Genomic DNA, 19143 nt, shown 5'->3' with positions numbered 1-19143 from the left:
CATCTTTTCCCATTTCGACTACCCTTCTGCGCAAGATCAACTGAATCGATAACGCCAGGAGGTGTGAAATGAAAGTATTGGCTGGTAAGACCGCCCTGATCACAGGCGGGAGCGATGGGATTGGATTGGGCATTGCCGAGGCCTTTGCCCAACAGGGAGCAAACCTGATTCTTGTTGGAAGAGATGCCAAGAAGTTGACACAACGCGAAAAGGAGTTGTCCCGATACGGAACGGACAATCTCGTCGTCATCTCCCAGGACATGGCCGCCAGGGACGCCGCCCGGGAAATCGCCGGAAAAATCGCGGAAAAGCATATCCGGATTGACATTTTGGTCAATAACGCGGGGATCGGCCGGTTTATCCCCTTTGCGGATTCCGATGCCTCCGTGCTGGATTTTCATCTGGACTTGAATGTCCGGGCACCGTATCTGCTGACCCGGATGTTTCTAAACGACTTGATCGCTTCACAGGGCAATGTGATCAACATCTCCTCCTATTTTGCCCGAAGGATGCTGACCGACAGGCCCTCGACGGCCTATTCCCTTACCAAGGCGCCCTGGAATCCTTTACCAAGGCACTTGCCTTCGAGCTGCCCAGGGGGTTCGCGTGAATGCGGTCGCACCCGGCACCGTTTCCACGCCCCAGGTGAAAACCAATATCGATCTGCTCGGTGATGATGACGCAAAGGAACGCTTCAATTCCATGATCAGGACCATCTATCCCCTACAGTCCATCGGCGACCCCCAGGATGTCGGCAATATGTGCGTTTTTCTGGCATCCGAACAGGCGAAATGGATTACTGGCGGAATTTTTCCGGTTGATGGCGGATTGACAACGAATTGAACCTTTCGTGAGTGCTCACCTTTTCGATGGTTTGACAAATAACGGTAGGCGCCGCACCTTACACGCCGGAAAAACCTTATTCAAAAACCATGGAAAGGACATCAAAATGAAAAAAATCGCCGTTATCATTGGCAGCCTGCGCAAGGACGCCTTCAATCGCAAAATGGCGAACGCACTTATCGCGCTCGCCCCTGCATCGCTGAGTCTTGAAATCGTCGAAATCGGGAATCTTCCCTTCTACAATGAGGATCTCGAGGACGATCCGCCGAAGAGCTGGATCGAATTTCGGGATCGCATAAGGATGTTTGACGGGGTGTTGTTTGTCTCGCCCGAGTACAACCGGTCCGTTCCCGCCGTACTCAAAAACGCCATCGATGTGGGGTCGCGTCCCTATGGCAAAAGTGTCTGGAATGGCAAACCCGGCGCGATCATGACCCTTTCCCTTGGCGCCATCGGTGGGTTCGGCGCCAATCATCATTTGCGCCAATCGCTCGTGTTTCTGAATGTGCCGACCATGCAGCAGCCCGAGGCGTATATCGGCAATGCCGCGAGTCTCTTCGATGAGAGCGGAAATCTTGCCAACGCTTCCATCAAAAATTTCGTCACCAGCTATATCGATGCATTCGCGGCATGGGTTGAAATCAACACCGCCAACGGAAAGTAACCGACTACTCGCTATACAGAACCGCCAGGACGGTGGCCGTGCCGCCGGTGGCGGCCAACAAGTGGGGGGTGGTGGACAGGTAATAGGCGCTGTCTCCGGGGGCGAGATCAAAGTGATCGTCCCCGATATCCAGGGAGACCTGGCCTTCCAGCACGTAAATGAACTCCTCGCCGTCGTGAATGGAACGCTCGCTGTCCGGCGCCGTTTCCAGTTGGACGATCAGGGATTCCATGTGGCGGCCCTTCACCTCCGACGCCAGGCGCTTGTAGGTGTAGGCCTGACGCTGACCTTTCCCGGAGGTGGAGCGCGCGATGATCTTCTGTTCGGCCTTGCGGGTGATGGCGTACAGCTTGTCCCCCACCCCGGACAGCAACCGGCCGAAAGCGCTGTCCAGGGCCTTGGAAAGTTTGATCGCCGTTCCCAACTGGGGCTGGACCTCACAGTTTTCGATGCCGGCCAAAAGCGCCACGTCGAACCCGGTCATGTGGGACAGCGCTTCCAGGGAAATCCCCTTGGCCTCGCGGATGGCTTGATGCGCTGCCCGATGTCCGCCTGGCCGTCCTCGCGGCAGGTATCGGTTTTGATCGTACCGGTCAGGTCCTCGAAGTAATCCACGTTGATGTGGGGTTTCTTGTGATCAATTTGCATGGCGCGTGCTCCTCATCCGGGGATCGGCCCCGGTGTGGCTCCGGTTGACGTGGCGGTTCCTGATGGCCCGCAGAGCGCTCATCATGCCCGGCTTTTGGGAACCAGTCAAGAGACGCGGGGCCGCAGATGTTCCGGCAGCACCGCCCGGGCGGCCCAGTCGACGGGGATTTTCTGGTCGGGCGCTTCACCCAACTGGGCCTTGAGCACTTTCAACCCCGGCCGGGCAAACCTGGGGTGCCCTTCTTTGAGGGTCCTGCCGTTAATCACCGCCTCGCTCCTCAGGCGCTGGCCCACGGACCGTTCCAGTTGACGCCCCAGCCACAGCACCCGATCCACGTCATAGCCGTGCGCGATACCCATCTCGTCGATCTGCACGAGCATGTCTTCGAGGCAGGTCAGCCCCACGTAGCGAGGGTCCTCATAGTAGTACGCCCCGGTTCCCGGCACGGGACAGTCGTCCAGAAAATTGGCCGGCTGACCACCCATGCCGCCCAGGGTGCCCTCGAAATGGCTGATTCCCGCCTGCAGGGCCGCCAGCACCGAGGCCGAGGCCACGCGCTTGGTTTCGTGGAAATGGGCGATATGGACCGACGGATCCGGGATCGCGTCGAGAATCATGGAAAAATAGCGGTACACCTCCGGCGCCGAGGCACTGCCGTCGTGGTCGGCATGCTCGATATCGGTGGCGCCGATCTCCAGCCAGCGCTTGGCGAACTCCACGGCGTCGGCCAGTTCCGTGGCCCCGGCAATGGGGCTGCCCCAGATGGTGCTCACGGTTCCGCACATCTTCAGGCCGGCGTCACGGCATTTGCGAATGGATCGTTCACACTCCTTCCAGTAGGCGGGCAGGCTCAGCCCGGAATTGGCGAAATGATGCTCCTCTTCGGTGGAAACCATCATCAGGCAGCGGTCCGGCCCGACCCCTTTCTGGGCCAGGGCGATGGCCCGGTCCACGGCCGATTCGCGAATGGTCACGGCGGTGATGGTGATCGCATCCGGATCGATCCCCCTTTTCTGGCAGCGCCGGCGAAAACGGTCGCTACGCAGGTGGGCCAGGACCGTCTCCGCATCGCTGAACTGGGGCATGAGATACGGGTTGCCCAGGTTGGTCACCTCGATGTTGCGGCAGCCGGCAAAAATCATCTCTTCAGCGTAGAAGATCTTGGCCCGCGTGGAGATGAATTTCTCCAGGTGCTGAAATCCGTCACGCACGGTGATATCGCCCAGGATGACGTTCCGGGGCATGCGCGGAAAAATTTTCCAATAATCGTATTCGGTCATGGTGCCTCCTGAACGGATCTTTTTTCCATCAGCGGCCCTTGAAGACCGGTGTGCGCCTTTCGCGAAAGGCGGCCAGGCCCTCCAGGCGGTCTTCGGTGGGAATGCAGACCCAGTAGGCGTTGGACTCGATGGCCAGTCCGGTGGCAAGGTCCGTCTCCATTCCGTGGTTGATGGCGTATTTGGCCTGCTCGATGGCCAGGGGCGCGTTGACGCAGATGTCAGTGGCCAGCTTCCGGCAGGTGTCCAAAAGATCTTCCGGGGCGCACACCTGATTGACCAGGCCGATGGAAAGCGCCTCGGCCGCGTCGATGCGCCTGGCGGTATAGATCATCTCCTTGGCCTTGCCCTTGCCCACCAGGCGCGGCAGGCGCTGGGTGCCGCCGGCGCCGGGAATCACCGCCAGCCGGGTTTCGGTCAGGCCCATGCTGGCCCGCTGGGAGGCGATACGGATATCCGAGGCCAAGGCCAGTTCGGTGCCGCCCCCCAGGGCGATGCCGTTGATCGCCGTGATCACCGGCTTGTTGAGCTGCTCGACGGCAGTGAAAAGATTGCGGATGGTGAAGACATATTCCTTGACCTGCAGGGGCGTATAGGAAACCCGTTCCTTCAGGTCGGCACCGGTGCAAAAGGCTTTCTCGCCCGCGCCGGTGATGATGACCACGCGCACGCTGGGGTCGAAGCGAATGGCGGCAATCTTGGCCTCCATGGCGTGCAGCAACGCCCAGTTGAAGGAATTCATCACCTCGGGCCGATTCAAGGTGATGAGCAGGATGCCATTGTTTTGCTCGCTGAGCAAAATCGAATCGTTCATAAGCGACTCCCTGAAGACGGTCCGGCCATCGGGCTCAACAGCCGATGTACCGGGAGATGACGATGCGTTGCACCTCGGAGGTGCCTTCACCGATGTCGAGCAGTTTCTGATCCCGGTAAAAGCGCTCCACGTTGTATTCCTTCATCAGGCCGTAACCGCCGTGGATCTGCACGGCATGGTTGGCCACCCGCCCCATGAGTTCGGAGCAGTAAAGCTTGGCCATGGCGGCTTCCTTCTCGAAGGAACGCTTCTGATCGCGCAGCCAGCAGGCCTTGTAGAGCAGGTTCCGGCCGCACTCGATCTCCATGGCACTGTCGGCCAGCTTGAAGGCCACGGCCTGGAACTTGGAAATGGGCTGGCCGAACTGCTCGCGTTTGCGCGCGTAGGAAAGGGCGGCGTCATAGGCGCCCTGGGCCCCGCCCAGGCCCATGGCGGCGATGGAGAGCCGGCCGCCATCGAGGGTCTTTAGCATCTGATGGAAACCGTCCCCCGGGCGGCCCAGGATGTTTTCCGCCGGTACGCGCACATCGTCAAAGTACAGCTCGGCCGTGTTGGACGCCCGCCACATCATCTTCTTTTTCATGGGCACGGCCTTGAAGCCGCGGGTACCGTTTTCGACAATGAAGCAGGTGTACTCCGGCTTGCCGTTGGGCCGGCTGCCGGTCACGGCCTGCACCGTGACCCCCAGGGTCATCTCGCTGGCCGCATTGGTGATGAAAATCTTCGACCCGTTGATCACCCAGTGGCTTCCGTCGCGCATGGCCGTGGTTTTCGACCCGCCGGCATCGGAGCCCGCGGTGGGCTCGGTCAGCCCGAACCCCCAGATGGCCTGGCCCGGTACACAGCCGGGGCAGGTATTTGCGCTTTTGGGCCTCGCTGCCGAAGTAGTAAAGCGGCCCGATGCCAAGCGAATTGCCGGCGGCGATGGTGGCCGCCTGGGAGCCGTCCACCCGGGCCACCTCCTCCACGGCGATAATGTAGCAATGTAGTCCAAGCCCTGGCCTTCGTAGGCTTCGGACACGAACATGCCGAAGAGACCGATCTCGCCCATCTTGCGGGTCAGCGCTACGGAAAATTCCTCCCGTTCGTCCAAATCGACGGCCACGGGGGCGATCTCGCTCTGGGCGAACCTGCGCACCTCCTTGCGAATCATCTCCTGTTCGCGGGTCAGATCAAAATCCACGCCGACCTCCTTTTTCGTTGAACCGGGCCAGGGCGCTTGTGCTTTCCGGTGGGTAGGGCCCGGCAAACCAGGCGTTGAAGATCGCTTTGTCAGCCGCCCTCGAGCGGCCCGATGCAGCCCTGTTTCAGGCCGTTGATGATGAAATTTTCATAGATGTCGGCAATTGCTTCCACGGTCAACCGGCCGCCCGTTTTGTACCAGGACGCACCGGCGGTGCAGAGAGTCAGGATCGCATAGGAGAGGATCTTGGCATCACCATCGGTGAACACACCGGCCCGGCTGCCGTCGCGGATGAGATCCTGGAAGATTCGCTCGTATGCGTCCCGTTTTTTCACGATGGTCCGGTAGTGCTCGGCCGAAAGGCCGCGCAACTCGCTGTTGGCGATGAAGTTTTCCTTCTGACGTTCCAGGTGAAAGCGCACATGCCCGCGTACGGCCGCGCGCATGCGGGATTCGATGCCGTCCACGGCAGCCAGGCAGCGGCGGAGATAGTCGGTCAGATCGTCCATGGTGGATTCCAGGATGTGGAACAGCAGGTCTTCCTTGCTGGCGTAATGATAGTAGATGCTGGCTTTCTGGATGCCGCTGCCGCTGGCGATGTCACTGATGCTGGTGGCAAAGTAGCCTTTGCGGAAAAACAGGTCGATGGCGACGGATTTGATAATCGTTTTCATGTCGGACATGGGCCACCGTGCTTCGGATAAAGGAACGCTTTGTTATTAGCCTACCGAACGGTCGTTAGTTTAACTGAATTTAATACAGAGAATAATATTCTGTCAACAATAAAACTTTGCCCGGCAGGCGTGCGAAAGCCCCATTTTTCAGCCCGCCGTTTGACGGCCGAGCGGAATCGCGGCGGACAGATAAGAGGAAATCGCCTTTCTGGGTGGGCCGTGCGATTGGGCGGGCAGACATGATCACGGGTGCAGCATGGGCGGTGCCGACACCTTCACGGGGACGCCAGCACCTCGCGGACGGTGTTGGCCATGGCCTCCATGGTCACCGGTTTCATCAGCGTCCGGCGGATGCCGAGGGCCTGGGCACGCTGGGAATCGAACAACTCGGAAAAGCCGGTGCAGACGATAATGGGCAATCCCTTGCGAATGGCCAGCATCTGTCGGGCCATCTGATCCCCGGTCATCCCGGGCATGTTATAGTCGGTAATCACCAGATCGAAGCGGAAGGGATCCGCTTTGAACATGTCCAGGGCGGGCAGGCTCCCGATGACGGCGGTCACCCGGTAGCCCAGGCGGCGAAGCATCTCATCGCCGATATCCACAATCTCTTTTTCGTCATCCACCAAAAGGACGTGCTCGGTTCCCCGGGGCAGGGATGCGGGCGGTTTGCCGCCCTCGGCGGATGTGTCGGCACAGATGGGCAGCAGCACGGTGAAACAGGAGCCCGCGTTGACCTTGCTCTCCACGGCAATCGATCCCCCATGCCGCTTGACGATGCCATGGACCACGGCCAGGCCCAGACCGGTGCCCTTGCTCTTGTCCTTGGTGGTAAAATAGGGATCGAAAATCCGGTCGATGATGGCGGGGTTGATGCCGGTACCGGTATCGGCGACGGTCAGGCGCAGGACCGGTCCGGATGGCATATTCACGGCCGGCGGTGTCTCGGTGGCATCGAGGGTCACTTCTTCCAGGGAGACCCGCAACTCGCCGCCCTGCATTTGCATGGCATGGTAGGCGTTGGTGCAAAGATTCATGATGATTTGGTGGATCTGGGTCGGATCTCCCAACACCGGCCGATCGGCCTTGATGGCGGAGGAGATCCGGATATTGGCAGGCAGGGAGGATTGCAGCAGTTTCAGCACCTCTTTCAAGATCGGTGATACCCTGAGCGGCGCCTGAAGCTGTTCCTGCATGCGGCTGAAGGAAAGAATCTGTTCAACGAGCGCCCGGGCGCGTGAACCGGCATGATTGATGGCCTGCAATTTGGGGTAGAGGGTGTGCTGGGGATCCAGGTCCTGCAACCCCAATTCCGAATATCCCAGCACCGCACTGAGGATGTTGTTGAAGTCATGGGCGATGCCCCCGGCCAGTGCCCAGGGCCTCCATCTTCTGGGCCTGGCGCAGTTGGGTTTCCAACGTCTCCTTATCCACCTCGGCGCGAGTCTGCTCCGTCAGGTCGATGAAGCTCTCCATGAAGCACTCGCGGCCTTCCAGGGTGGTCCGCGATACGGTTTTCAGCACCGGTACTTCGCGTCCATCCACCGTCAACAGCGTTCGCTCGGCCTGAACGCTCTCCTTTCCCAGGGCCATGGGGCAGGTGCCGGCCCGCATGGTGGCGAAAACCTCGTTGCAGATCTTGCCGGTAATGGATCGTGGGTCGACGCCGATCAAACCGGCGGCGGAGGGGTTGGTGTAGACGATCTCGTGGGTGGCTGCATCGACAATCAGAATTCCGGTGGGAATCGTGTCCAGGATCTTGCGAAAGCGTGCCGCGCTTTCGCGCAGCGCCTCGCTGGCGCGCACGGCCCGCAGGGCCTCACAACTGTAAGAGGCCAGGATCGTGCCGATCTCGCGGTCCTGATCGACGAAAGGCGGCGGCGTCTTGCTATGCAGGGCCATGATGCCGGCAGTGTCGCCCGCCTCATCCGGCAAGGGAAACAGGAGGGCGGATCCATCCGTATAACCCGTCCACCCACTGGGGACCACGGCCTTATTCTCACCGATGTTGTTTACCAGGACGGGTTGGCTTTCCGAAAGGGCCCTTTGAAACAGGGACTTCTCAGGTAGCGGAAACGGGATGAATGCGGTGGCGTGACCCTGGTCGAGGGCGTGCACCAACCGCAGGCCGGTCTTCTCCTTCAGGTAAATGCTGCCGCCGGTGGCCAGCATGTGCTGACCGAATTCTTCCAGCAACAGTGACCCGAAGGCTTGCACCTCATGGCAAAAAGAGAGCGAGCGGGTGGTCTCCACGATTTGCCGCAAGCGGATGTTGATTTGGGAAAGGTGGGTGTTCGCCTTCTCGAGGGCCGCGGTACGCTCTTCGACCAGCTGTTCCAGATGCTCCCGGTAAGCCAGGTTTTCCTTTCTGAGCTGGGCTTTCTCCAAAGCTGCCGACACCGCATGGGTGAGAATGGATAGATCGGCAATGGGCTTTAAGAGGTAATCCCAGGCCCCGCAGTGCAGGGCTTCGACGGCATCGTTGATGATCCCGGTGCCCGAGGCCACGAGCAGGGGTGTTAGGGGTGATTGCTGGCTGATGGTTTTCAGTACCTGCAGCCCGTCCACTTCGGGCATGCGAAGGTCCACCAGGACCAGGTCCGGCGATTCCCTTTCGAACAGATCGAGTCCCAACCGCCCGTTCTCGGCGGTAATAATCTGGTAACCGCAATCTTCCAAATGGGCACCAAAACTGTTGCGGACGGCTTTTTCATCATCGATGATCAGGATTCGCGAAGGTGTCATGGGTTAGCACGCTCCTTGTTAAAAGTGCTGCCAACGGTTGAAGGCTAGGATGGTTTTCCTGTTTTGGGTAATTGGATGACGAAACAGGATCCTTTACCCGGGGATGTGCGCACGTCCATCGTGCCGCCGTGATTCTCGGTAATGATGAAGTAGGAGACCGAAAGCCCCAGTCCCGTGCCTTCGCCCACCGGTTTGGTGGTGAAGAAGGGTTCGAAAATCCTGCGGCGGATCGTTTCGTCCATGCCCGGGCCGCTGTTCTCGATTTCCACCCGTACCCACGGGTCGTCATCGATCACCCGTAGGGTAAAGGCTGGCGGGTGTCGTTCATCGGCAACTTCCGCCATGGCTTCGGCACCATTTTTTAAAATGTTCAGAAAAACCTGCTGCAGCTTGCTGGCTTCGCATGCAACGGGACCGGCCGCCGGATCGTACTCCTTTTGGATGCGGACCTGTTTGAAGTCATAGTGTCTTTTCATGTCATAATCGGTACGGGCCAGGTCAAGGGTCTGATCCAAAAGGTCACCCAGATGATGACTGGAAATCACATGCTCGGTCTTGCGCGCGAAGCTCAGCATGTTCTTGACGATCTCGGCGGCCCGGTTGCCCGAGCCGCGGATGTTGGCCAGCATATCGGGCAACCCCCGCAGCTGCATGTACGTTCGGATGGCGGACATGGTCACGCCGGCCGCCTCGGCCGCCTTCAGGTTGGCCGGCAGGTCACCCAGCAGGCGATTTTCCAGAACGGCCGAATTTTGCAGGATACCGGCCAGGGGATTGTTGATTTCATGGGCCATGCCCGCCGCCAGGCCGCCGACGGAAAGCATTTTCTCACTTTGGATCATCATCTCCTCCATGCGCACGCGTTCGGTGACGTCATCCACGCGGATGACGGCACCTTCCACCCCATTGGCCACCAAGGGAAAAATGGTCACGTCCTCATAGCGGATCTCGCCCTTTTGCTTACGGGGAATCTTTGGATCGCGGAGGATCTGTCGATCCCGGATGGCCCGCCGGATGCGCTCCAGTTCCCCGGCCAGCTGGGGAAAGGCCGATTCCAACGGTTGGGCGCGAGCCGTTTTAAAGGACAGCCCCGTGATCCGCTCGGCCTGGGCATTCCATTGGGTCACCCGGCCCTCTCGATCGACCCCCACGAGGACCGACGGCATGGAGTTGATGATGTTGGAAAGGTAGTTGCGCAAACGCTGCAACTCCTCCACCGCCGTCTTGCGGTCGGTGATGTCCTGGTAGGTCCCCAAAAGGCCGATGACATTGTCGTGACGGTCCCGCATGGGCACTTTGCTGGTCTGCAGCCAGATGGTGTTGCCTTCGGGCGTTGTCTGGGGCTCTTCGTAGTCGAGCCGGGCCGTGCCGGCTGCCATGACCGCCCGATCGTCGCTGCGATAGGCGGCCGCCTGCGCCGTCCAGGCCATGGCATCATCGTCGCGTCCGATCAGCTGGCTGGGTTCGGAAAACCGGCATCCTCGGCAAAAGCCCGATTGCAGCCCATGTAGCGGCATTCCCGGTCTTTCCAGAAAACCCGCACCGGAATGGTATCCAGCACCAGGCGCAACATGCGTTCGTTGCGCCGCAGTTCGCTCTCCGCCTTCTTAAGGGCCGTGATGTCGGTGTACATCGCCACCACGCCGGCCAGGACGCCGTCGATAGCAATGGGCGAACCGGCGGCAATGACATCCACGGCGCGTCCATCCTTGTGATAGCGTACCGTTTCAGTGGGCTCCACCCGTGTACCGGAGATAGCCATTTGAAAGTTCTGCGTTATGGCGGACTGGAGTTCGTCGTCTCCGTGGGTTACAAGATCGGCGAGCGACTGGCCGATGGCCTCCGCCGGGGTATAACCGAAAAGGGTCTGGGCGCCGGGATTCCAGTCCACCACCCGGTTCCGGGCATCCAGGGTGATGATGGCATCGGGGGCATGGTGAAGCACCGATTCCAGAAACAGCCGCCGGCGAACGATCTCCTGCTGAGCCTGCTTGCGGTCGGTGATATCGATGACAACCCCCATAAAATGGGTGATGCCGCCATCCTGATCCCGCTCGATCACCGTGCGATCGTCCACCCAGCGGGTCTCGCCGGACGGGGTCAAGATGCGGTATTCCTGCTGAAAATGATGGGTGCCGACGGTTGCGTATTGGCGCACCTCGCGCTCCACACGGGAGCGGTCGTCCGGATGCACCAGCGCGGTGTAGGTGATTTCGCCGGAGATCAGGGCCTGGGCGGAATGGCCGAACTGGTTGACGTTTTCGGAAACATAATCCACCGGCCAGTTTTCGGCCGGCAGCCAGCGGAATAGCACCGCCGGGCTGTTTTGCAGCACATGTTCCATGAGCCGCAAGTTCGTTTCGGCCACCTTGATGGTGGTGATATCCAGCAACATGCCGTCGAAGAGGATGCCTCCGTCGGCCGATACGATCGGCTGGGCAACGATCCGTTCCCAACCCGTCTTGCCGGATTTGCGATAGTACTGAACGGTTTCGTCCAGTACCGCGAGCGTTTGGCTGGCCCGGGCCTCGGCCCGGGCCAACCGCTCAAGATCCTTTGGAACCACATGCTGGAAGAATAGACTGGCATCGGCCATGACCGCCGCAGCGGTGACACCGTGGCGTTTTTCGATGTTTTGCGAAATATAGGTGAATTGCCGCGATCCATCGGGACGAATGTGCTGCTGGAAAAGGACGCCCCCAGGCAGGTTGTTGCCGATGGCTTGCAGCCGGCGGTCCATTTCCTGGGCGGCCTGTTCGGCCCGTTTTTCGGCGGTGATGACTTCCTTGAGAAAAACGATCCCGCCGACCCCGCCTTCAGCGGTGCGCCAGGGGTGCATGATCCGTTTCAACCACTCGACACGCCCATCCGCCCGGGTAAAGGGTTCCGCCTGGCTCTCGATCGTCTCTCCGTTCAGACAGCGGGCATGCTGGGCCCGCCAATGGTAGGGAACGGTGTCCATGGCGTCGTAATGGGAACGCCCGATGTAATTGGCGTCGGGAAGGCCGAGATCGCTTATCCAGCGGCGGTTGTAATAAAGGTACTTCATCTGACGGTCGCACATGGCCACGGCCAGGGGCATATGACCCACCAATACGCGCAGCAGTTCCTCGCGACCCTCGAGCACTTTCAGGCTCATGCGGCGGGAGGTGATATCCTGGATACTTTCGATGGCACCGACAATCCTTCCGGCTTCATCGCGAAGGGGCCCGGCCACGATTCTGAGGTATCGTCCGTCCAAGGGCGGGGTGTGGGTGACGATTTCGGCGACCAGTCGATCGTCCAGGCGCAACAGGTTGCTGTATCGGCCGGCAATGGCATCGTCCCAGTGATTGACCAGGTCGATCATGACTGGACGCCGCTCACCGTGAAACGGAAGCGCATATTCGTAGGTACCCTTGCCCAGCACGGCCGTGGCCGGTATCCCCGTGAGCCGCTCCAGGGCGGCATTCCAGAGGATGACCCGGCTTTGGTCGTCGACGGCAAAGGTGGGATCGGGCAATGACGCGACCATTTGGTGCAACCGCTGTTCCCGGTGGCGAAGGTCTGTCAGGCGCCTTTCAAGCCGGCGCTGGTTGACAAGGCTCTTCCAAAGCCAAGCGGCCAGCATCAACGTAAACGCCAGAAGCCCGAACAACGGAAATCCATGGGAGACATCCATTTTATGGATATATCCTTAATATTGATGAAGGTCAAAAAGTTTAGATCTTCCGGTGGGTTCGATGAAGGCGATTCATTTGGCGGGGAGCCGGATCAACTGAACGGCCGAGAGGGAAACCAGGGCCATGATGGCACCGGCGATAAATGGAATGCGGTAATCCAGGATCCAAAAGTAGCCGCCGATGGCCGGCAGGAAAACGGCGGCAATGTGGTTGATGGTGAATCCCACGGCCATGGTCGGCGCCACATCCTGGGGATCGCCCATCTTCTGGAAAAAAGTGTTAATCGCCACGGAAAAATTGAAAAAGATGTGGTCCAGGATGTACAACCCGCCCACGACCCAACGTGAATCGGTGAACGCGTACGCCAGAAAAACGAACACCAGGCTGGCGTACTCCAGGGTGAGTACCCGTCGTTCGCCGAAACGGACGATGGCCCGACCGATCATGGGGCTGAGGAAGTAGTTGATCATGTTGTTGACCACGAAAAGCACCGTTACCGTTTGAACCGAATAGCCGAATTTTTGCACCAGCAGCAACACCGAGAAGGCAACGAAAATCTGGCGGCGGGCACCGGCCATGAACGTCAGAAAGTAGAACAGCCAGTAGCGGCGCCGGACGATCATGCGCCGGTGCTGGGGGACCGTGTCGGTGCTGGCCGGTGAACGGGTGAAGCCCCACAGGGCCACCACCATGATCAGGCTGCCGATGATCAGGTAGATTCCGGTGAAATCCAGAACGGATGCCATGAAGAAGATGAACACGCCCGCGAAAATGCTCGATGCCGCCGAAATGCTGCGCAGCTTGCCGAATACCCATGGCGCGGTCTGGCGATCGAAATACTGAAGGGTCAGGGACATGTTGGTGGTTTCATAATAATGGAACCCGAAACTCATCAACAGCGTGGTCAGGGTCAACCCGGCCAGGGACGGCAGCCAGCCGGTGATGGCGATTCCCAGACCGAGCAGGAAGATCGAGATGGCCGAAAGACGGTGCTCGGGGATGACCCGTGTCACCAAAATGGCTAACAGGGCCAGGAAGCCGGGAATTTCACGGATGGACTGGATCAGGCCGATAGCGTCACCATCCAGGTGCGCGACTTCAACGGCAAAATTGTTGAACAGGGTCGTCCAGGACTGCAACCCCACCGTCGAGCCAATCGTGAGAACCACCAGGTAGAGGAACATGGGGTTTTTCTTGACGGTGTTCATCGAAACGACTTCCTCGTGGATAAAACGTTCTGAACGATGAGGGCTCGCTCTATCATCGATGGTGGGGCAGGACAAGCCGGTTTGCCAATTTTATATTTGGAGTTGATTTTTTTATCAAGGTTCGATATTGTGAGCGGCTCTACTGGTAACGTAAGGATCCTGATCTAAATGAATATTTTACTGGTCAATCCGCCCAATTGCGGGCGCAGCATCCCCGAGGAGCGGTACGGGATCGCGGGCATCAAGATGATTTTTCGCGGCGAGCCGCTCAGCCTCGAGACCGTGGCGGGCCATCTTGCCGGCCATGCGGTTTTCATTGCCGATCTCAAGGCCGATCCCGAGGCGCTGTCATCGGAAAAGTTGCCCTTTGCACCCGATGTGGTCGGTCTGACCGGCGTGACTTGTGAGGCCAACACGGTGCTGGCCCTCGCCGAAGCCCTCAAGGCCCGTTTCGGCGCCGTCGTGGTGATCGGCGGTCATCATGCCTCCTGCGACCCGTTTTTCTTCAGCCGGCCCTTCGTCGATCACGTGGTGGTCGGGCTGGGCAAGCTCAGCTTCCGGCAGTTGATCGACGCCATCGAAACCGGACGGCCGCCGGATGTGGCCGGCATCCTCAACGTTCACGACGGCAAGCCCGGTGCATTTACACCTCGGTGTTATTCCGCCGCCGATCTGGTGGACGACTGTCCACCGCGCTACGATCTGGTGCGCCAGCACCGCGACACCTATGTGATGAGCGGCGTGGGCGGCAAAACCGGTTTCGTGGCCTCGGCCTTCGGCTGCACCCATGGCTGCGCCTTCTGCTGCATCCCCAACATGGCCGGCGGCCGCTACCTGTTGCACAGCAACGCGGCGGTGGTCAGGGATGTGCAGGCCATCGGGGATGTCAACACCATCCGCCTGGTGGACGCCAACACCTTCGGCAATGTGACCCTGGCCACCGATCTGGCCCGCCAGTTCATGGCTGCCGGGATAAAGACCCCCTTGGTGGCCGATGTCCGCTCGGATACGGTGGTGCGCCATCCAGACCTGTTCGCCCTGTGGCAACAGGCCGGCCTACGCGTGGCGGTGATCGGTTTCGAGGAGATCAGCGACAGGCGGCTGACAATGCTGGACAAACGCAACACCGTGGCCACCAATATTGCCGCCACGCGGATTCTCAAGGATCTGGGCATTCGCATCGTGGGCGATTTCATCGTCTCTCCGGATTACACGCAAGCCGAGTTCGACCGCTTGGGTGATTTTATCGACCAGAGCGGTATCGACCTGCCCATTCCGGCCATCCTGACGCCCCTTCCCGGCACGCCGCTCCATCGGCGCATGGCGGAAAAGATCCGCATCCATAACCTGGACTACTACACCTTTACCAATGCGGTGACCGCCACCCGGATGGCGGAAGAACGGTTCTACCAATGCTATGCGGCGCTTCTGGAAGCGTGTCTGGCGCATGTGCATTCGGCAGCCGCCCATGGTGGAAAGGAATGTGCGGCATGAGTGTATACATCAATCGGCTGTCGGCCTTCCTGCCCGGCGAGCCGGTGACCAACGACACGATCGAGGCGGTTCTGGGGCAGGTGGATGGGCTTCCCTCGCGGGCCAAGCGGATCGTCCTTAAAAATAACGGGATTCTCAAGCGCTATTATGCCATCGATCGCGAAACCGGGCATCTCACCCACACCAATGCCCAGCTGGCCGCCACCGCCGTACGCGGCCTGGTCCAGGCAAACGACGGGTTCGACTTGGCCGACATCCAATGCCTGTGCTGCGGCACCACCAGCCCGGATCTGCTTTTTCCCGGTCATGCGCTCATGGTCGTCGGGGAGCTGGGCCTGCCGCCGGTGGAGGCGGTCTCCACGGCCGGAATCTGCATCTCCGGCATGACGGCCATGAAATTCGCCTTCATGAACGTGGCCACGGGGATGAGCGCCAACGCGGTCAGTGTGGGCTCGGAGCTCTCCTCCTCGTTCATGCGCGCCGCGTTTTTCAACCCCACGGCGATTCCGGACACCGATGTGGCCCGGCGGCCCAATCTGGCCTTTGACACGGATTTTTTGCGCTGGATGCTTTCCGACGGTGCCGGCGCGGCGCTTCTGACCGACGCGCCGAATCCCTCGGGGATCTCCCTGCGGGTGGATTGGATCGACCACCTCTCCTACGCCGGCGAGCTGGCCACCTGCATGTATGGCGGCGGCATCAAGGCAGAGGACGGCCGGGTGACCGGCTGGCGCGAGGTCGAGAAGATCGCTGCAGCCGACAAAAAGTGCCTGATGGCGGTCAAGCAGGACATCCGGCAGCTGGACGAAAACATCGTTGCCACCATGCAGCGCACCCTGGCGGCCTGCATCCGGAAGCACGGGCTTATAACCGATGCGGTGGACTGGTTCCTGCCGCACTACTCGTCAGCCTATTTCCGGAGTAAGTTCTACGACGGCATGGCGGCCATCGGATTCGAAATTCCCGAGGACCGCTGGTTCACCAACCTGGCAGATACGGGCAATACCGGCTGCGCTTCTATTTATATTATTCTGGAGGCCTTGTTTACTTCCGGAAGGCTATCGCCCGGCCAGCGGCTGCTCTGCTTCATCCCGGAGAGCGGGCGGTTTTCGCACTGTTTTATGCATTTGACCGTGGTCTGAGCGGCTGTTTGAGAAACGAAGAGGGGAGGCACGCCATGAAAATCGAAGAGGTGCCCCAGGATCGGGGCATGATCACCGATGACCGCCGCGAGGTGTGCTACGCCATCGACGATCAGGGGCGCTATGTGCTGACCGGCAGTGCCGGCTGGGAACCCAAGAACATCGCCAACCGCCAGGCCTGGGAGCAGATCGATCAATCGATTACCGCTGCCTGGCAAGCGTTCATGCCGGCAAGGCCAGCCCGCTGGCCTACCACATGGCCGTGCATCAAATGGACACGGGACTTTTGGCCAAATATGCCGGCCTCTCCCGGATCAAAGTCTGGCTGCACCTGAAACCCGGCGCGTTCCGGCGACTGCCGACGACGACACTCGGCCGCTATGCCGACGTGTTCGACATTTCCGTTGAGGCCCTGAAATCGGTCCCCGAGGCCCACGGGCCTGGATCCCGCAACCGTTAATCCCCAGGAAAGGCCGGCCCCGTTGACCGACAATGTATCCGCAACGCTTCACATCGATTTCGACCACCGCCAAGCGGCGCACTGCGAAAGCGGGGTGTGCGCCAACCTGCTGCGCCATTACGGCCTCGACATCAGTGAAGCCATGGCTTTCGGCATCGGTTCGGGCCTCTTTTTCGCCTACCTGCCATTTATTCGCGTCAACGGGCTGCCCCTGACCACCTATCGCTGCGAGGTGGGCGGCATTGTCAAACGGGTCACGCGTCGGCTGGGCTGCCGGGTGCGGTGGCAAAAATTCAGGGATCCCCACAAGGCCATGGACGCCCTGGATGAAATGTTGGCCCAGGGGGTTCCCGTGGCCTGCCGCACCGGCGGCTACTGGCTGCCCTATTTCCCGCCGGCCTTTCGTTTCCACTTCAACATGCACAACCTGGTGGTCTGCGGCAAGTCGGCCGACCAGTACACCATCAGCGACCCGGTCTTTCCCGACCTGGAGCATTGCAGCCGCAAGGATCTCGGGAAGGCCCGCTTTGCCAAGGGCGCCCTGGCGCCCAAGGGGGCCATGTATTACGTGGAAAGCGCACCGGGTACGGTCGATCTGGCCATTCCCGCCCGCCAGGGCATCCGCGAGGTGTGCCGGCGCATGTTGAGCACGCCGGTACCGCTGATCGGCATCCGCGGCATCCGCTATCTCGCCCGCCAGGTGCGGCAATGGCCCCGCAAGCTCGGAGAAGAGCGGGCGATCCTGTACGTCGGCCAACTGATCCGCATGCAAGAGGAGCTGGGTACCGGCGGGGCCGGCTTCCGCTTCATGTTCGCCGCCTTTTTGCAAGAGGCGGCGGAACTGCTGGCCCTGCCGCGCCTGATGGACCTCTCCCACACCATGACCGCGGTGGGTGACCATTGGCGCAAGTTCGCCGTGATCGGCGGACGCATCTGCAAGGGCCGGGCATCGGCGGACGACAATTACGACGCCATGGCGGACCTGTTGCAAGTCTGCGCCGACGGTGAAGCGGCGGTTTACCGGGAACTCCTGCAACGGATCAAAGGATGACCATGAACCTGCAAAACCAACTCAAACAGATTCTGGTGACCGAGCTGAACATCCGGGACATTTCCCCGGAAGCCATCGACGACGATGAGCCGATTTTCGGCGACCGCCTGGGATTGGATTCCATCGACGCGCTGGAAATGGTTTACCAGGTGGAGCAGCACTTCGGCATCTCCATCAAGGACAAGAACGAGGCCCGCGCGGCCCTTCAGTCCATCAATACCCTGGCGGCCTATATCACGGCCCGTTTGCCGAACTGACCCATGGCGCCGATGACCCTGGTGGCCCGCCAGTTGACCCATCGCTATCCGGGTGCCTCCCGGCCGGCGCTGGACGGGTTCGACTTGACGCTCCATGAGGGTGAGATTTTCGGCCTCTTGGGGCCCAATGGGGCCGGCAAGACCACCGCCATCTCCATCCTGAGCACGATTCTGCCACCCGCGGCCGGCAGTGTGACGGTCAAGGGCTTGGATCTTCATCAAAAGAAACGCGCCATCCGCCGCATGATCGGGTTGGTGCCCCAGGACATCGCACTCTACCCCATGCTGACAACCCGCGAGAACCTGCGTTTTTTCGGCAAACTGCAGGGCTTACACGGTGACCGGCTGCACGGGCGCATTGCGGAAACGCTTGCGGCGGTGGGCCTGGACCATCGCGCGGATCAGCCGGTGCGCACGTTTTCCGGCGGGATGAAACGCCGCGCCAATTTGGCCGTCGGCATGCTGCACGAGCCCCGGCTCCTGTTTCTGGACGAACCCACCGTGGGCATCGACCCCCAGTCGCGGGAGCTGATCCTGGAACGCATCAAGACCCTTCGCGACCGGGGCACCACCGTGCTCTACACCACCCATTACATGGAGGAGGCCCAACGGCTCTGCTCACGCGTGGCCATCCTGGACCAGGGCCGCATCCTGGCCCAGGACACGGTGGATCGGCTGCTGGCCGGCAGCACCGGCGCCGCCGACTTGGGAGCGCTTTTCCTGCAACTGACCGGCAAAGCCCTGAGGGATGGGTAAGATGCTGTCGTTGATGGCCGTCGTGCAGAAGGAACTGCTCGTCCTGTTGCGGGACCGGGCCGGGCTGTTGGTGCTCTTCGTCATGCCCGCCGTGCTTGTGGTGGTGATCACCCTGGTTCAGGAAAATGTTCTCAAAACCATGGGCGCCGGGGATACCGAGATTCTGCTGATCAACCAGGATGACGGCGCCCTGGGCCGCCGGATGACCGATGCCCTGGCGGCGGCCAGGGTGTACGGGTCGTCCGGCAGGTGGACGGCCGCACG

General features: G+C 60.4%; 22 protein-coding genes and 1 pseudogene. 11 read left to right on the top strand and 12 right to left on the bottom strand.

The annotated features are described in order from the left end of the window. The first annotated feature begins 68 nt into the window (after positions 1-68). The 3 genes from JCM12296_RS22805 (at position 69) to JCM12296_RS22800 (ending at position 1507) form a co-directional block, all read left to right on the top strand. Complete coding sequence (locus tag JCM12296_RS22805) at positions 69-674, top strand: SDR family NAD(P)-dependent oxidoreductase (protein WP_218188237.1); 606 nt, start codon at positions 69-71, stop codon at positions 672-674. Beyond that, the gene (locus tag JCM12296_RS50730) at positions 607-843 is read left to right on the top strand and encodes an SDR family oxidoreductase (RefSeq protein WP_218188236.1); all 237 of its coding nucleotides are present in this window, start codon (positions 607-609) and stop codon (positions 841-843) included. Before JCM12296_RS22805 ends, JCM12296_RS50730 begins: the two co-directional genes overlap by 68 nt. Positions 844-949: 106 nt before the next feature. Next, positions 950-1507 carry an NADPH-dependent FMN reductase gene (locus tag JCM12296_RS22800; protein ID WP_054698382.1) on the top strand — a complete coding sequence of 186 codons (558 nt, stop codon included), beginning with the start codon at positions 950-952 and terminating at the stop codon, positions 1505-1507. Positions 1508-1511: 4 nt separating this feature from the next. Here the strand turns inward: JCM12296_RS22800 and JCM12296_RS22795 are convergent, their stop codons facing one another. The 12 genes and pseudogenes from JCM12296_RS22795 to JCM12296_RS22750 all read right to left on the bottom strand — a co-directional run bounded on the left by JCM12296_RS22795 (position 1512) and on the right by JCM12296_RS22750 (position 13719). Beyond that, a complete protein-coding gene (locus tag JCM12296_RS22795) occupies positions 1512-1991 on the bottom strand; it encodes a cupin domain-containing protein (protein ID WP_246804756.1) in 480 nt (159 codons plus the stop codon). Further along, positions 1988-2155 (bottom strand): hypothetical protein, encoded by a 168-nt coding sequence (locus tag JCM12296_RS45420; RefSeq protein ID WP_246804754.1) that lies wholly within the window; start codon positions 2153-2155, stop codon positions 1988-1990. The genes JCM12296_RS22795 and JCM12296_RS45420 overlap by 4 nt, the downstream gene beginning before the upstream one ends. Positions 2156-2260: 105 nt before the next feature. Beyond that, positions 2261-3436, bottom strand: a complete 1176-nt coding sequence (locus JCM12296_RS22790) for a beta/alpha barrel domain-containing protein (RefSeq protein ID WP_054698378.1) — start codon at positions 3434-3436, stop codon at positions 2261-2263. Between the two features lie 28 nt (positions 3437-3464). Beyond that, entirely contained in the window at positions 3465-4247 is a 783-nt protein-coding gene (locus JCM12296_RS22785) for an enoyl-CoA hydratase-related protein (protein ID WP_054698376.1), read from the bottom strand. Between the two features lie 34 nt (positions 4248-4281). Beyond that, complete coding sequence (locus JCM12296_RS22780; RefSeq protein ID WP_422699090.1) at positions 4282-5154, bottom strand: acyl-CoA dehydrogenase family protein; 873 nt, start codon at positions 5152-5154, stop codon at positions 4282-4284. Continuing rightward, a pseudogene (locus JCM12296_RS50725) lies at positions 5141-5400 on the bottom strand (acyl-CoA dehydrogenase family protein); the annotation flags it as partial. The gene JCM12296_RS22780 and the pseudogene JCM12296_RS50725, both read right to left, overlap by 14 nt. 119 nt (positions 5401-5519) lie before the next feature. Then, a complete protein-coding gene (locus JCM12296_RS22775) occupies positions 5520-6104 on the bottom strand; it encodes a TetR/AcrR family transcriptional regulator (protein WP_172684045.1) in 585 nt (194 codons plus the stop codon). 275 nt (positions 6105-6379) lie between these two features. Next, positions 6380-7414, bottom strand: a complete 1035-nt coding sequence (locus tag JCM12296_RS22770) for an ATP-binding protein (protein WP_157067825.1) — start codon at positions 7412-7414, stop codon at positions 6380-6382. Between the two features lie 40 nt (positions 7415-7454). After that, entirely contained in the window at positions 7455-8849 is a 1395-nt protein-coding gene (locus JCM12296_RS22765) for a response regulator (protein WP_054698369.1), read from the bottom strand. A gap of 44 nt (positions 8850-8893) precedes the next feature. Further along, positions 8894-10279 (bottom strand): ATP-binding protein, encoded by a 1386-nt coding sequence (locus tag JCM12296_RS22760; RefSeq protein WP_246804753.1) that lies wholly within the window; start codon positions 10277-10279, stop codon positions 8894-8896. 20 nt (positions 10280-10299) lie between these two features. Further along, entirely contained in the window at positions 10300-12510 is a 2211-nt protein-coding gene (locus JCM12296_RS22755; RefSeq protein ID WP_054698365.1) for a PAS domain S-box protein, read from the bottom strand. Between the two features lie 72 nt (positions 12511-12582). Beyond that, a complete protein-coding gene (locus JCM12296_RS22750; RefSeq protein WP_054698363.1) occupies positions 12583-13719 on the bottom strand; it encodes an MFS transporter in 1137 nt (378 codons plus the stop codon). Positions 13720-13887: 168 nt separating this feature from the next. Here JCM12296_RS22750 and JCM12296_RS22745 point away from each other — a divergent pair, with 168 nt between their 5' ends. The 8 genes from JCM12296_RS22745 to JCM12296_RS22715 all read left to right on the top strand — a co-directional run. Beyond that, positions 13888-15213, top strand: coding sequence for a B12-binding domain-containing radical SAM protein (locus JCM12296_RS22745; RefSeq protein WP_054698361.1), 1326 nt, complete (start codon positions 13888-13890; stop codon positions 15211-15213). After that, the gene (locus JCM12296_RS22740; RefSeq protein ID WP_054698358.1) at positions 15210-16355 is read left to right on the top strand and encodes a beta-ketoacyl-ACP synthase III; all 1146 of its coding nucleotides are present in this window, start codon (positions 15210-15212) and stop codon (positions 16353-16355) included. The genes JCM12296_RS22745 and JCM12296_RS22740 overlap by 4 nt, the downstream gene beginning before the upstream one ends. Positions 16356-16390: 35 nt before the next feature. Further along, positions 16391-16690, top strand: coding sequence for a hypothetical protein (locus tag JCM12296_RS22735; RefSeq protein WP_054698357.1), 300 nt, complete (start codon positions 16391-16393; stop codon positions 16688-16690). Next, on the top strand, positions 16612-16815 hold the full coding sequence (locus JCM12296_RS51535; RefSeq protein ID WP_479690879.1) for a hypothetical protein: 204 nt from the start codon (positions 16612-16614) through the stop codon (positions 16813-16815). The genes JCM12296_RS22735 and JCM12296_RS51535 overlap by 79 nt, the downstream gene beginning before the upstream one ends. A gap of 22 nt (positions 16816-16837) precedes the next feature. Beyond that, positions 16838-17866: a BtrH-related acyltransferase DarH gene (gene darH, locus JCM12296_RS22730; RefSeq protein ID WP_054698356.1), complete on the top strand. Its 1029-nt coding sequence runs from the start codon at positions 16838-16840 to the stop codon at positions 17864-17866. Between the two features lie 2 nt (positions 17867-17868). Further along, complete coding sequence (locus tag JCM12296_RS38775) at positions 17869-18123, top strand: phosphopantetheine-binding protein (RefSeq protein WP_054698380.1); 255 nt, start codon at positions 17869-17871, stop codon at positions 18121-18123. Between the two features lie 3 nt (positions 18124-18126). Next, positions 18127-18879 carry an ABC transporter ATP-binding protein gene (locus JCM12296_RS22720; RefSeq protein ID WP_054698354.1) on the top strand — a complete coding sequence of 251 codons (753 nt, stop codon included), beginning with the start codon at positions 18127-18129 and terminating at the stop codon, positions 18877-18879. A 1-nt stretch (position 18880) separates the two neighbouring features. Further along, on the top strand, positions 18881-19143 hold a 263-nt coding region (locus JCM12296_RS22715; protein WP_281492127.1), incomplete at its 3' end, for a hypothetical protein.

This window comes from Desulfosarcina cetonica JCM 12296 (assembly GCF_001311845.1).
Taxonomy (GTDB): domain Bacteria; phylum Desulfobacterota; class Desulfobacteria; order Desulfobacterales; family Desulfosarcinaceae; genus Desulfosarcina; species Desulfosarcina cetonica.
This window is presented reverse-complemented; position numbering and strand designations above follow the sequence as displayed.

Coding starts and splice junctions, on each gene's coding strand:
- JCM12296_RS22760 (WP_246804753.1), bottom strand. CDS start 10,279: ATGGCCTGGACGGCGCAGGCGGCCGCCTATCGCAGCGACGATCGGGCG.
- JCM12296_RS22800 (WP_054698382.1), top strand. CDS start 950: ATGAAAAAAATCGCCGTTATCATTGGCAGCCTGCGCAAGGACGCCTTC.
- JCM12296_RS22735 (WP_054698357.1), top strand. CDS start 16,391: ATGAAAATCGAAGAGGTGCCCCAGGATCGGGGCATGATCACCGATGAC.
- JCM12296_RS38775 (WP_054698380.1), top strand. CDS start 17,869: ATGAACCTGCAAAACCAACTCAAACAGATTCTGGTGACCGAGCTGAAC.
- JCM12296_RS22765 (WP_054698369.1), bottom strand. CDS start 8,849: ATGACACCTTCGCGAATCCTGATCATCGATGATGAAAAAGCCGTCCGC.
- JCM12296_RS22785 (WP_054698376.1), bottom strand. CDS start 4,247: ATGAACGATTCGATTTTGCTCAGCGAGCAAAACAATGGCATCCTGCTC.
- JCM12296_RS22750 (WP_054698363.1), bottom strand. CDS start 13,719: ATGAACACCGTCAAGAAAAACCCCATGTTCCTCTACCTGGTGGTTCTC.
- JCM12296_RS22795 (WP_246804756.1), bottom strand. CDS start 1,991: ATGACCGGGTTCGACGTGGCGCTTTTGGCCGGCATCGAAAACTGTGAG.
- JCM12296_RS22755 (WP_054698365.1), bottom strand. CDS start 12,510: ATGGATGTCTCCCATGGATTTCCGTTGTTCGGGCTTCTGGCGTTTACG.
- JCM12296_RS22745 (WP_054698361.1), top strand. CDS start 13,888: ATGAATATTTTACTGGTCAATCCGCCCAATTGCGGGCGCAGCATCCCC.
- JCM12296_RS22775 (WP_172684045.1), bottom strand. CDS start 6,104: ATGAAAACGATTATCAAATCCGTCGCCATCGACCTGTTTTTCCGCAAA.
- JCM12296_RS22805 (WP_218188237.1), top strand. CDS start 69: ATGAAAGTATTGGCTGGTAAGACCGCCCTGATCACAGGCGGGAGCGAT.
- JCM12296_RS22790 (WP_054698378.1), bottom strand. CDS start 3,436: ATGACCGAATACGATTATTGGAAAATTTTTCCGCGCATGCCCCGGAAC.
- JCM12296_RS45420 (WP_246804754.1), bottom strand. CDS start 2,155: ATGCAAATTGATCACAAGAAACCCCACATCAACGTGGATTACTTCGAG.
- JCM12296_RS51535 (WP_479690879.1), top strand. CDS start 16,612: ATGGCCGTGCATCAAATGGACACGGGACTTTTGGCCAAATATGCCGGC.
- JCM12296_RS22740 (WP_054698358.1), top strand. CDS start 15,210: ATGAGTGTATACATCAATCGGCTGTCGGCCTTCCTGCCCGGCGAGCCG.
- JCM12296_RS22720 (WP_054698354.1), top strand. CDS start 18,127: ATGGCGCCGATGACCCTGGTGGCCCGCCAGTTGACCCATCGCTATCCG.